Origin of the sequence: Gimesia sp., from assembly GCF_040219335.1 — a bacterium.
Lineage (GTDB): Bacteria > Planctomycetota > Planctomycetia > Planctomycetales > Planctomycetaceae > Gimesia.
Map to the genome: position 1 here is coordinate 20,207 of NZ_JAVJSQ010000019.1, position 12,021 is coordinate 32,227.

The following is a 12,021-nucleotide window of genomic DNA, read 5'->3' on the forward strand; positions in this document are numbered from 1 at the left end:
ACCATGATGAGTTTGAATTCGGATAATATATGCATCTGAATATTTCACAACAAATGAAACTGGGCCAGCAGATGAAGCTGGCTCCCCGGATGATCCAGTCCATGGAAATTCTGCAGCTCCCGTTACAGGCGCTGGAGGAACGCATTGACCAGGAGCTGGCAGAGAACGTCTGCCTGGAACGCGTCAGCGATACTGAAGGGACAACCGATACCGAAACGGAACTGATGCGGAGTCAGGCTGACGACGATGCCAACAGTTACAAGCTCGACGAAAAAGAGATGGTCGCCGGCAACGAAACCAACAACGAGTCCGATTTCGAACGGCTGCTCGAGATGGCAGAACAGTGGCCGGAAGACAATGTGACTTCCGCGACCAAGCCTTCGTCGAACCGGATCAGCGAAGACATCGAACGCAACAACGATGCGGTCGCCAATATTTCAGAACGCCAGCAGACCATTAATGAATACCTGTTGGAACAGTTTCATTACTTTTCCTGCTCTCACGAGATCAAGGACTTCGGCGAATATCTGATTCAGAACCTCGACCATAATGGTCGGCTGCAAAGTTCCCTGCCCGAGATCGTGCAGGTCTATGGAAAATCAATCTCGCAGGAAGAGGCCGAGACCGCCCTGCACCTCATTCAGAAATGCGATCCTCCTGGCGTGGGGGCGCGGGATCTGAAAGAGTGTCTGCTCCTGCAACTCAAACCGGATGCACCCTATCGCGACGTGCTGGTCACCCTGATCACGTCACACCTGGAAGATCTGGGGCAGAACCGGTTACCCGTCATCCAGCGTAAGACCGGCTATTCGATCGATACCATCAAAAATGCGATGTCCTATCTGCGTTACCTGGATCCATTCCCGGGACGTGGATTTGAATCGGAGCCGGTGTTGAAAGTGACGCCGGATGTCTTTGTCAAAAAAGACGAAAACGGCAAGTATGTGGTCGAACTTGAGAATGAGTACACGCCACCACTGCGGATCAGCCGACATTACGCGCAACTGCTCCGCAATAAAAATGACGATCAGACCAAAGACTACATCAAGAAAAAGATCGATGCCGCCAAATGGTTGATTGAAGCCATCGAACAGCGGCACAGCACTTTGAAACGCGTGGCGCAGGCGATTGTCGATTTCCAGACCGACTTCCTTGATAACGGTCCGGAATACATCGTCCCCCTTAAAATGCAGCAGATTGCAGATGTGGTGGGCGTACACGTCACGACGGTCTCGCGTGCCGTCGATGATAAATGGATCCAGACGCCGCGTGGCTTGTATCCTCTCAAGCGTTTCTTTGGCGGCGGTACCAAGACCTCCGACGGGGAAGACGTGGCCTGGGGCATTATCCGTCTCAAGATGAAAGAGATCATCGATGGAGAAGACAAAAGCAAACCGCTCAGTGATGATGCTTTAGTCGATGCCCTGGCGAAGGAAGGTTACAACCTCGCGCGACGAACTGTGACCAAATATCGCAAAGCGATGAATATCCCCTCATCTCGACAGCGGCGTGAGTATTAAGCGGTCACCACTTCAGAGTTGATGCTGCCAGCCACTTCGTTCCAGCGAAACGCGGGAACCGTCGGGCTGTTGCAGAAACGCTCCCTGCCCTGAGTTGATTTCACCCAGGTGCGTTAGTGGGATTGAGAGCGGGTTTTGTTCGAGCAGCTGTTGTCCGTCTTCAGGTGAGACGGTAAAGAGCAATTCGAAGTCTTCACCGTCGGAAAGTGCCTTCTGCAGACGCTCTGCTTCAGTCAGTACGCCAGAAAGACAGGCGTTGATGGGAATCTGCTCTGAGTGGATAATGGCTCCCACGCCTGATTCAGTCGTAATATGCTGCAGATCGGAAGCCAGACCATCGCTGACGTCGATCATCGCGTGCAGGGACACCGTTTCCCTGAGGAGCAAAGCTTCCCTGATGCGTGGCGTAAAGGTCAGGTGATGTGACGCCAGGCTGCCTCCCAGAGCGCCGGTAACGAAGATCCAGTCCCCGTCACGGGCGTTGGAACGTGTTATCGACTGCTGAGTCGGAGCCATTCCCATGACCGCGACGTTGATCACCAGTGGACCGTCCCAGGTGTTCGTGTCGCCGCCGATGACCACAACGTGAAATTCTCTGGCCAGATCAATCAGTCCCTGCATGACAGACTTGGCAAATTCAGCACCCCGCGAACGGGGTAACGCCAGACTGACGAGAGCGGAATGCGGTTCTCCCGCCATCGCGGCGATGTCACTGAGATTCACTGCCAGCGATTTGCGGCCGGCCAGTTCAGGAGTCGCAGGAGGAAACGTGAAATGCGTCCCTTCCATTAACATGTCGGTTGCCAGCAGCAGTTCCCAGCCCGCCTGCGGTTGCACAATGGCTGTATCATCGCCGATGCTCTGCAGATCATGCGGAGGAGTCGGACAACGTGTCTGGATCCATTTGATCAGATCAAATTCGTGGAAAGCGGCAGCCATAGGTGATTCTAAAAGCGGGGCTGGTTGGACTGTAAATCGAGTCTATGTGAGTTCGACAACGAAGCTCATCATATCAGACAAGAGCCCTGCCTGGCGAGTCGGTGAGGTACAGATTCTGTTTGCAGCCTGTTGCTCGAAGTCTGCGACTGTAAAACAAAGAACCCGGCACGCTTATACAAAAAGCGTGTCGGGCTGATGGATCCAGTTGATGAACTGAATGATGGATCTGTTAACTGAGCTTAAGGATTTCCAGCCAGATTCAGTGGCAGGTGTCCGTAGAGCGTTTCGTTCTGTCGCAGGATGTAGAACTTCAGCGGATTGAAGCTGGAAAGTTTGGAATTGCTCAGAACGTAGGACACGTTGCTGAGGTTCACGGTTTCCCAGATGTGCAGCCCGACGAGGATGTCACCCCGACGCATACCGTTCATGGCGGCAGGGCTGTGAGGACGTACGTCTTCGATCAGCATGCCTCCCTCATAACGAGGGCTCAGCAGGTGCTTCTGAGAGTCAGGGATCTTTGCCAGTTTAATTCCCAGGACTTCCCAGGTCTTCTCGGCAGTCGGGTCCATGGCAATTTCGTTGTTCTGGGCACGTACTACGGGAGCACTGACTGGAGTCGTCCGGGCAACTGTGCCGGCATCAGCCAGTGTGATCTGCACCGTCTGGGTTTTATCCTGACGACGAATCAGCAGGTCAATTGTATCGCCCGGTTTGTGTCCCATGAAAGCACGCTCAAGGTCAGCCCGGTCGACGATGTTGACCGAACCGGCTTTCATGATGATGTCGTCCTTCAGAAGTCCTGATTTTTCAGCGGGGCTATCTTTTGCTGGTACTTTCAGAACCAGCATCTGTTTGTCACCCTGCTTGATGTCTTTCGCATGGATTCCATGGTAGGTGTGATCGATCAACTCGCTGCTGATCAGGTCGGCGATGATCTGACGGGCATCGTCGATGGGAATCGCAAACCCGATACGCTGAGCACCAGCACGAATGGCGACGTTAATGCCGACAACTTCTCCGTCCAGGTTGAGCAGTGGCCCGCCGCTGTTTCCCGGATTGATGCTGGCATCGGTCTGGATCAGGTTCTTGTAAGACTGTTTTTCGTTAACTTCCACGTCCCGTGAGAGGGAGCTGATAATACCGGAAGTCACAGTATGTTCGTATCCGAAGGCATTACCGACGGCAATCACGGTTTCACCCAGCATCAGGTCCGAGGACGTACCGGGAGGCATGACGGTCAGTTTTTTGTTCGGGTTGATTTTGATAATCGCCAGGTCTTCGCTCTGGTTGGAAGAGACGATCCGGGCATTGTAGGTGCTGCCGTCAATCATGGTCACACGCAGCGCGTCGACGCCGTCGATGACATGATGATTGGTGACAATGTATCCACGGGGATCGACAACAATGCCGGTCCCCATACCGTTTACTTTGCGGCTCTTGCCGGAACCAAACAGTGAATCGTCGGTACGTGCTGTCTTTTCGCTGTGGATGTTGACCACAGACGTCTTAGCACGCTCAATGGCGCGGACAAGAGGCGTTTTCCGTACATCGGAAGCTATACTCTGCTCACATAGGGCACCCGCTCCTGTTGCAAGAATCAGAGTGCACAGTGTGAGTCTATAAAAGCACTTAATCATTCGGTGGCTCAGTTCATCGAGGTGGCGGTGCGATTACTCGCGTGTCCTAGTTCCATCTACCGACCGGAGGCGATCCATCAATGCTCCGTAGAACTGGGTATCGGAATGAATTCTTTGGTGTCTTAATTATGAACAGTCTCTCTGGAATAGTTTACCTAGTTGACAGGGCGTAAATTTAGGTAAGGCGTGCGGATTGTCGCGTTGTCGCTTTTCGGTTTCTATTTGGGGATTCCGAAAAAGGCTCATGCCGGCCAGATTGGATAGCTGCGGAGACCACCTTCAGACACTAAAATTAGACTGTGAACGGTGTTCAGGTTGCTTAATCCTGTTGATCTTGAGCGAGATCCTGCATTTTTCTGTAATTTGACAGCTTCTCCTGCATTTCAGATTTACCTTCGGGAGCAGCTTTCTGGATGGCGGATTCCAGTGTGTTTATGGCCAGATCGAGCTGGTCATTGGCCTGATAGGCAGTCGCTAATGTGTCAAGCAGATTGGCATCCTCTGACTCTGTCAGTTCACAGGCCTGTTTCGCATGCAGCACCGCTGCTTTGGGGTTTCGGAATTCCGGGGCCTGGCAGGTTGCGTAAAGCCAGGCCAGATCATTGTGTATGATCGGTGAGAGTGGATTGAGTTCAATCGCCCGCTGATAATCTTTTATCGCCGCTGCATATTGTTGTTTCTCTTCCCAGACGCCGGCTCGATTTCCAAATACTTGCGATACGAAGTTGTTGAGCTTGATTGCTTCGTCGAAGTCTTTCAGTGCCAGATCGGGTTTCCCCTGTTCCAGATAGGCGATGCCGCGGGCATTGAGTGAGTCCACTGTTTTGGGATTCCGTTTTAAAGCCCGATTGAAATCATCGATCGCGAATTTTGGCTGATGGTCTTCCAGGTAAAGCATGCCCCGCAGCTGATAGGCGTGTGCGCTGTGCGGGGCCAGTTTGATCGCGTGATTCAGATCGTCCAGGGCCGCCCGACTCTGCTGTTGTAAACGTCGAATACCGGCCCGGTTAATATACAGATGAGCGTTGTCTGGTTTAAGTTTGATTGCTGCTTCAATGTCAGCTATTGCCGACTCGTATTGTTTCAGCTCCTGGCGGGCAATAGCTCGGAGCTGGTATCGCTCCACGGTTGGCTTCTCTTGAATTGCCTTGTCCAGATATGAAATAAGATCGCCCGGGATTCTGACATCACTCTCCCGCACCCAGCCTCCCAACAGAGGCACCCAGAGCCACTCCTGGTTCTTTTCCGTGATGAGAACCACTTCTCCGGGGTTGAGTTTCTGTTTGATGCCTTCAGCGGTTTTCAGATCGGCTTCCCGGGATGTCACAATCCGAGTGTGCGGAGCGAGTTTCTGATTTTCCGCACTGGCAGCAGGCAGGCAGCATAAAAGCAGGTATCCCAGCAGGAGGCCTGGTCGGGGGCTAAACTTTAAAGAGGTGGACATATGGTTGCTCGTGGGGTGGGCTGGTCGTAAGTTCTTTGTGATTGTTAGTTTTTCGTTATAATTGATATTTTCTGTAGAATTCCTATGTTAACATGGTATGCTAGATGCGCGTATAACCGTTTTCAAATTTCAGGGAAATCCAACCCAGTGCGATCTGATTTTACGGGTACGTTGTCTTCCGGAACTATGATGTTAGAACAATGATCGAAAGGGGAGAATCGTGAAATCGATACTCAAATTAGTGAGTGTGGCTGCAGCCATCATGATGATGACCACTGCAGTTCAGGCAGGTAAGTGTCGATCGCAGTTGTGTTGTGTGAGCTCTGCACCTTGTGTTAGCGGATGTGATCCCTGTGCGACGATCACCTGCAAACCCGCCTGCAAGACAGTCGAACAGACTGTGATGGTGCCCGAGATGGTAACTGAAACCCGCAAGGTTCACTGTACCGCTTACCGGACAGAGACGCGGCAGCGGGATGTCACCGTCTACGATAATGTGCCTGAGGTGAAAGAGATCACTCAGACTTACACGGCGTATGTTCCGGAAGTCCGCATACGGACTGAGAAGTATGTCGTCTGTAAACCGATCTGGAAGACCTCTCAGAAATCCTACACCGTCAACGTGCCCTACTACGAAACCCGTACTGCGACCCGCATGGTCGAAAAGCGGTCCTGGCGAGATGAGCAGCAGGAATACACGGTCAACGTTCCCTACACCGAACAGCGGACCGCGACCCGGATGGTTCAGAAAGTCGTTACCAAAGACGTCCAGCAGACCTACACGGTCAACGTGCCTTACACCGAAAAACGGACCGGCATGCGGACCGTCATGAAATGCGTGCCCGTCAAACGCTATCGAACCGTCTGTGAAGATCAGGGACACTGGGAAGATCGTCCTATCGAGACCGCCTGCCCTGCCCCTGCCTGCGGTGATTGCGGGACCTGTGGCGACTGTTGTCAGCCCGCCTGTACTCCCGTCTGCACACAGCGGGTCTGGGTGCCGAAGATTGTACAGAAAAAGGTCGAATACACGTCATACCAGCAGCAGTGCGAACAGGTGCCATTCACCTATGAAGTTCAGTGCTGTAAGCCAGAGCAACGGACTTGCACCGTGCAGGTTTGTGAGACCGTCTGTGTACCCGAGAAATATACTTACAACGTTCAGCTCTGCCGACCTGAAACCCGGACACGCACTGTCAAAGTCTGCGACGTGAAATGTGTGCCTCAGCAGTATAACTATCAGGTGCAACTCTGCCGTCAGGAAACTCGGACCTGCGATGTCAAAGTCTGTTCCTTCGTCAAAGAGGAAAAAACTCGCCAGGTAAACTACACCGTCTGCGTTCCCGAGCAGCGTACCTGCACCCGTAAGGTAACCGTCTGTAAGCGGGTGCCCCGTGTCGTGCAGCAGTCTTACACAGTCTGTGTGCCCTACACTGTCGAAAAAGAGGTTCCGGTTCAGGTCTGCCGTAGAGTACCCAAAAAGGTACTGGTTCAGGTCTGTGAGCCAGCCTGTTCGACCTGTAACTAATTGCACTGCAGGATCTCTCCCTGCAGACTGCGATCGTCTAAATCAGCCTCATACTTTCGAGTATGAGGTTTTTTTTATAAACTGAGTATTACGAAACGACTTTTTTATTCTTTCAAGTACGAGTGATCTGATGTCTGCAGATTTAGCGAACGGAAACCCTCCCTCACGGTTTACCGAGGAATTTGAGCAACTGACCGCCACCCTGGCCCAACTGGCCACTGGTGCGGAGGCAGAGTTGAACTGGCCTGCAGAAGCCTGGAATGCACTGAAAGAGGCTGGTGTCCTGGGCTGGAATGTCCCTGTGGAGTTTGGAGGAGCAGATTTTGACTCCCTTGAAATGACCTATGGTTATATTCGCCTGGCAGAAGCCTGTCTCACGACAACATTCGTACTGACCCAGTTCAATGCGGCCTGTCAGCGGATCAACTGGTCCGCGGATACTGATTTCAAAACCACCGTATTTCAGGAACTGGTCAACGGAACGAAGTTCGCCACCGTCGGTATTTCGCATTTGACTACTTCTCGTCAGCATTTAAAGAAGCCGACCGTGAGTGCGCGTTCGGATGATAACGGCTGGATTCTCGATGGGTTCGTTCCCTGGGTCACCGGGGCCGTCCACGCCGACTACATTGTGACCGGTGGTGTCTGTGAAGATGGAACCCAGATTCTGGCACTCGTCGATACGAAGGCGAACGGCGTAGACCCGCAGTCGCCGATCGAGATGCTCTCGATGACCGGATCCCACACAGGGGCGGTCAAACTGAGCCAGGTACAGATTCCCTCAGAACATCTGATCGCAGGTCCTGTGGAACAGGTGATGAAACGCCCCGATGGCCAGGGCGGCGCCGGTTCACTGACGACCTCTGCTCTCGCATTGGGAGTGGCACGACGGGCGATCGCCCGGTTGCAGGAAGAAGCTGAAAAACGTGCAGATTTGCTGGAGATCTATGAGCCCCTGCATGCAGAATGCGCGGGAATTTACCGCGAGATGTTCGAGACTCTGGAAGCAGGAACCTTGAACGGTACTTTTTCTGAGAAAATCCGCGAGCGATCGAATTCGCTGGTGCTGCGGTCTTCACAGGCGCTGCTGGCCGCTGTGAAAGGAGCGGGTTTTGTCAAAGGGCACCCTGCCGAACGGGCCATTCGCGAGGCGATGTTCTTCCTGGTCTGGTCCTGCCCGCAACCGGTCGTACATGCCAATATGCGGGAGTTTGCCTGCGTGCTCGACTGAAGCTGATTACTTTTCTCCGGCCATGGCTTCGGCCAGGTTGATGATGTGATCCCGCACACGCCGCATGGCATTCAGTGTGGATGTGTAAGAGACGTTGATATAGGGATCGACCTTCTCTTCGGAAAGGTAGTCCAGGTGCTCCCTGGAGAGCGACTTGACCTTGTTTTTGATCTCATTGCCGGAGTGCACGGTCGAATCCACAATGTCCCGGTTTTCGTGCTGATAAGCCTCAGTCACCTGATGCAACTGGTGTTCGACCATCGTCAGCACTTCAAGCAGGGAATCGTTATGCGATTCGTCGAAGCTTCGGCCCTGCTTTTTCAATTTAAGCCGGAATTTGGCAATCCGCTGCAGATAGTCGCTGATCGATTCGTATTCATCCGCCATTCTCAACTGGCAACGACCCTGGGCAATGACTTCCTGAGAGAGATCCATCGCCAGCAGATGCGTGATGTAACTGGTGATTTCATCCTGCATCCGGTCCAGCTCTTCCTCGTGCTGAAAGAGGACTTCTACTTCCAGTGGGTCAGGCGTGTCCTGGGAAAGGATCCGTTTCAGCATCTGTACCATTTCATCACAGAGCCGGCCCATTTTGAGTACTTCGCCCCGTGACTGTTCGATTGCCAGCACCGGAGTTTCCAGAATGCGGATATCCAGGCTGGTCAGATGGGAAATTTCCTGAGGTTTGTCCCTGACGATCTTGGTGAGCAGCGTGGCAATATTGCCGGCAAATGGCAGGAATACAAGTGTATTCAGAATGTTGAACACCGAATGGGTGGCCGCGATAGCTTTGACGGTTTCCGGAAAGGTCACTTCGCCGTTAACCACGACCTCTTTAGTCACATCGACGTCAATCAACCAGGGAATGAATTTGACATACCAGAAGAAGATTGCGGAAATCCAGAGCACACCGCCGATATTGAACAGGAAATGGAAGTAAGCGGCACGACGGGCATTCGTTGTGGTACCGATTGAAGCCAGCAAAGCAGTAACCGTAGTCCCAATGTTTTCTCCCAGAACGAGCGCTGCTGCCGTTTCGAAGGGAATCAGACCACTGGATGCCAGGGAGATGGTAATTCCCAGGGTTGCAGAAGAGGACTGCACAAGCACAGTCAGAATGCAGCCCACCAGCATACACTGGAAGACTCCCAGAAACGTATTGGCCTGGAAATGCAGAAACCACTGGCGGAACTCCGGCATCTCATGAATGAACTTACAAGACTCTTTCATGAGCTGTAAGCCAAAGAAGACCATACCGACCCCCATGATCGCCAGGGCCACGTATCGCAGTCGTTCATTCTTGGAAAACAGATAGACAAACGCCGCGATTCCCAGCATGGGGAGACCGTACTTACCGATCTTCAGCACCAGAATCCAGCCGGTAACGGTCGTGCCGACGTTGGCGCCCATGATCACGCCAATTGCCTGTGTCAGTGACATCAGGCCGCCATTGACGAACCCGACAGTCATCACGGTTGTCACAGAACTGGACTGAACGAGAACCGTGACCAGGAAGCCCACAACTGTTGCCAGCAGCCGGTTGTTAGTGACGGCACCAATCAGCCGTCTCAAACTGGCTCCTGCAATAGATTGAAGACCCTGGGACATGTACTTCATTCCCAGGAGGAAAATTCCCAGACCGCCAATGAGGGTGGTCGTCATTTCAAACATGTTGTTTCTGGACCCTGTGGTTGATGTCTCACTCCCCTGATTTCTGCAAAACGGGAGCGTTTAATCGTGTTCGTATGTCTTGATGTGTGTGAAACTATCGTTAAGATTTCGCATAGTTATTATGTAGATCAGGTGAGAATACAAGGGAGTAGGCGGCCTGTCTTGGCAGAGACTCCCAAAATTTTGCCCCTGATCCTTGTAGGATTGCTTCAGGCGCGGTAAATCAGTTCTAAGGCGGTTTTAGAACAATTTCCGCACTTTTTTCGCTGACATACGTGTTTAAACGTTTACTTGGCGCAACAAGCCCCCGTAGCTCAATTGGATAGAGTGCTGGCTTCCGAAGCCAGAGGTTGCTGGTTCGAGCCCAGCCGGGGGTATTCTGCTTTGGCCCGCTGCTTACGGGGCTGATTGAGGTGAGGCCTGAACTGCCCTGCACCTTCTCTCCCGACATCCCCTTCTGAATCTTCCCGAGCGATTAACGTCCATCGTTGTGTTACGTGGCATCTTCAACGCTGGTGTGCTCATCATCTGATGTTGTCGATGTGATCTCAACGGCAACTCCCACCACCAGCCCTGCGATTACGCCGCTCCAGAGAAACGATACCGTCTGCCTCATTTGGGCATCAATCGGGCCACTTTTGATCGGGGGATCGATAAATATTCCAAAGAGTGTGCCATAAACAGTACATGGAATGAGCCACCCTGAGCGAAAGATAAACGCTGTCATGCTGCCTGCGAACAGGCCGGCATAGAGTCTCCAGTAGGGACCGATGTCGTTCAACCACGCGAGTAAAGTAAATACACCAGTGAGGGTGGTCAGCAGAATCTGAACAGTCAGCAGTGTCCGGCTGCGGGGAGGCTTGTCGCTGGAGGGCCTGGGTAATCTGTTCATGAAATGCGTCCCAATCACGTTTATGACGAAGACAGACTGACTCACCACAGAAACATGCTGGCCTTCTTGTTTAAGATCTGAATCTCATAAACAGTGCTGCACGGGGCCTGGGCGACTCCGTAGCAGACGTGGAGCGGCAGCAGATGTTCTTCCCGGGGATGGCAGAACCGGGCTCCATAAACGTCAGCCCATGCGGTCAGTCGCTGCATTCTCTCTGGTTCCGAATAGTCCGTGCTGCAACACGTTTCCACGAGCCACTCTTCAAATGACTGATTCATTTTCTGCGACTCCGGAGTCTCGGCTGAGAAGAAGGCATCCAGATTATGGAAGGAAAATCCCGAGCCGATCACCAGCACGTTTTGCTGGTGAAGTGACTGCAGTGCCTGACCCATTTGGATGTGTTGCTGTGGCTCCAGCGAATTCACAATTGACAGCTGGACACAGGGAATATCGGCTTCCGGATACATGATTTTGAGAGGCACAAACATGCCATGATCAAATCCGCGTATCTCATCCAGTCGGGCTTCGATATTGCTTTGTTGCAAGAGTTCAGCGACTTCGTGCGCCAGTACAGGCTTGCCCGGGCAGGGATACTGAATTTGATAGGACTCTTCCGGAAACCCGTGGTAGTCATAGATCAAAGGTGGCTGTTCCCCGGCCGTGATGGTGGGCAGCGACTCTTCCCAGTGGGCACTCACGATCACTATCGCAGCGGGTCTGGGGATTTGGGAGGCAATCTGTTTCAGGCAGGAAACCATTTCACGATGGCCGGGATCCCCCAGCAGCGGCAGTGGGCCGCCCCCATGTGAGAGGAACAGTGCTTTCGGGGACTGTTTCGTCATGACCTGCTTCTCTCAATGCTGCTGGCTGCCGAAAGAGGAGGATGTGATTCCGATTTGCTCAGGAAACGGTCCCTGAAAATCGCATACGCAGGTTTTCGATGACTTCGATGCCGCGGGGCATGGTGCCGATGCGTTTGAGGCGGCCTTTGTGTTCCAGGGCTTTGAGGTGGTCGACAACGCCGTTGGTGGATCTGATGCCGAAGGCGGCGCCGATTTCCCGTACGGTGGGGGCGGCCCCTGCTCTGGCTCGGTAAACGCGGATGAAACTGAGGATCGCCTGCTGTTTTACTGTGAGTCGTTTCATGCTCTTAACCTGA

General features: G+C 52.9%; 10 protein-coding genes and 1 tRNA gene. 4 read left to right on the forward strand and 7 right to left on the reverse strand.

Annotated elements, in window-relative coordinates; translation table 11 throughout:
- Positions 1 to 29: 29 nt before the first annotated feature.
- Positions 30 to 1,520 (forward strand): RNA polymerase factor sigma-54, encoded by a 1,491-nt coding sequence (gene rpoN / locus RID21_RS15185; RefSeq protein WP_350190230.1) that lies wholly within the window; start codon positions 30 to 32, stop codon positions 1,518 to 1,520.
- Between the two features lie 12 nt (positions 1,521 to 1,532).
- Here rpoN and thiL read toward each other — a convergent pair whose 3' ends face one another.
- The 3 genes from thiL to RID21_RS15200 form a co-directional block, all read right to left on the reverse strand.
- The gene (gene thiL, locus RID21_RS15190) at positions 1,533 to 2,459 is read right to left on the reverse strand and encodes a thiamine-phosphate kinase (RefSeq protein WP_350190232.1); all 927 of its coding nucleotides are present in this window, start codon (positions 2,457 to 2,459) and stop codon (positions 1,533 to 1,535) included.
- Between the two features lie 239 nt (positions 2,460 to 2,698).
- Entirely contained in the window at positions 2,699 to 3,958 is a 1,260-nt protein-coding gene (locus RID21_RS15195; protein WP_350190234.1) for a trypsin-like peptidase domain-containing protein, read from the reverse strand.
- 457 nt (positions 3,959 to 4,415) lie between these two features.
- Entirely contained in the window at positions 4,416 to 5,540 is a 1,125-nt protein-coding gene (locus tag RID21_RS15200) for a tetratricopeptide repeat protein (RefSeq protein ID WP_350190236.1), read from the reverse strand.
- 220 nt (positions 5,541 to 5,760) lie between these two features.
- Between RID21_RS15200 and RID21_RS15205 the strand changes: the two genes are divergently transcribed.
- Both RID21_RS15205 and RID21_RS15210 read left to right on the forward strand, forming a co-directional pair.
- Positions 5,761 to 7,068 carry a hypothetical protein gene (locus RID21_RS15205; protein ID WP_350190238.1) on the forward strand — a complete coding sequence of 436 codons (1,308 nt, stop codon included), beginning with the start codon at positions 5,761 to 5,763 and terminating at the stop codon, positions 7,066 to 7,068.
- Positions 7,069 to 7,198: 130 nt separating this feature from the next.
- Entirely contained in the window at positions 7,199 to 8,299 is a 1,101-nt protein-coding gene (locus RID21_RS15210; RefSeq protein WP_350190240.1) for an acyl-CoA dehydrogenase family protein, read from the forward strand.
- A gap of 6 nt (positions 8,300 to 8,305) precedes the next feature.
- Here the strand turns inward: RID21_RS15210 and RID21_RS15215 are convergent, their stop codons facing one another.
- Entirely contained in the window at positions 8,306 to 9,961 is a 1,656-nt protein-coding gene (locus RID21_RS15215; RefSeq protein WP_145443649.1) for a Na/Pi cotransporter family protein, read from the reverse strand.
- 312 nt (positions 9,962 to 10,273) lie between these two features.
- On the opposite strand from RID21_RS15215, the gene RID21_RS15220 reads away from it, so the two are divergent.
- Positions 10,274 to 10,347: transfer RNA gene (locus RID21_RS15220), tRNA-Arg, on the forward strand.
- Positions 10,348 to 10,463: 116 nt separating this feature from the next.
- Here the strand turns inward: RID21_RS15220 and RID21_RS15225 are convergent.
- Genes RID21_RS15225 through RID21_RS15235 form a run of 3 tightly spaced genes read right to left on the reverse strand, consistent with a single transcriptional unit; the run spans position 10,464 to position 12,008 of the window.
- On the reverse strand, positions 10,464 to 10,862 hold the full coding sequence (locus tag RID21_RS15225; RefSeq protein ID WP_350190242.1) for a hypothetical protein: 399 nt from the start codon (positions 10,860 to 10,862) through the stop codon (positions 10,464 to 10,466).
- Between the two features lie 41 nt (positions 10,863 to 10,903).
- Positions 10,904 to 11,704, reverse strand: coding sequence for a DODA-type extradiol aromatic ring-opening family dioxygenase (locus RID21_RS15230; protein ID WP_350190244.1), 801 nt, complete (start codon positions 11,702 to 11,704; stop codon positions 10,904 to 10,906).
- 58 nt (positions 11,705 to 11,762) lie between these two features.
- Positions 11,763 to 12,008 carry a LexA family protein gene (locus RID21_RS15235; RefSeq protein ID WP_145040567.1) on the reverse strand — a complete coding sequence of 82 codons (246 nt, stop codon included), beginning with the start codon at positions 12,006 to 12,008 and terminating at the stop codon, positions 11,763 to 11,765.
- Positions 12,009 to 12,021 lie beyond the last annotated feature (13 nt).

Coding starts and splice junctions, on each gene's coding strand:
- rpoN (WP_350190230.1), top strand. CDS start 30: ATGCATCTGAATATTTCACAACAAATGAAACTGGGCCAGCAGATGAAG.
- thiL (WP_350190232.1), bottom strand. CDS start 2,459: ATGGCTGCCGCTTTCCACGAATTTGATCTGATCAAATGGATCCAGACA.
- RID21_RS15200 (WP_350190236.1), bottom strand. CDS start 5,540: ATGTCCACCTCTTTAAAGTTTAGCCCCCGACCAGGCCTCCTGCTGGGA.
- RID21_RS15210 (WP_350190240.1), top strand. CDS start 7,199: ATGTCTGCAGATTTAGCGAACGGAAACCCTCCCTCACGGTTTACCGAG.
- RID21_RS15215 (WP_145443649.1), bottom strand. CDS start 9,961: ATGACGACCACCCTCATTGGCGGTCTGGGAATTTTCCTCCTGGGAATG.
- RID21_RS15225 (WP_350190242.1), bottom strand. CDS start 10,862: ATGAACAGATTACCCAGGCCCTCCAGCGACAAGCCTCCCCGCAGCCGG.
- RID21_RS15230 (WP_350190244.1), bottom strand. CDS start 11,704: ATGACGAAACAGTCCCCGAAAGCACTGTTCCTCTCACATGGGGGCGGC.
- RID21_RS15235 (WP_145040567.1), bottom strand. CDS start 12,008: ATGAAACGACTCACAGTAAAACAGCAGGCGATCCTCAGTTTCATCCGC.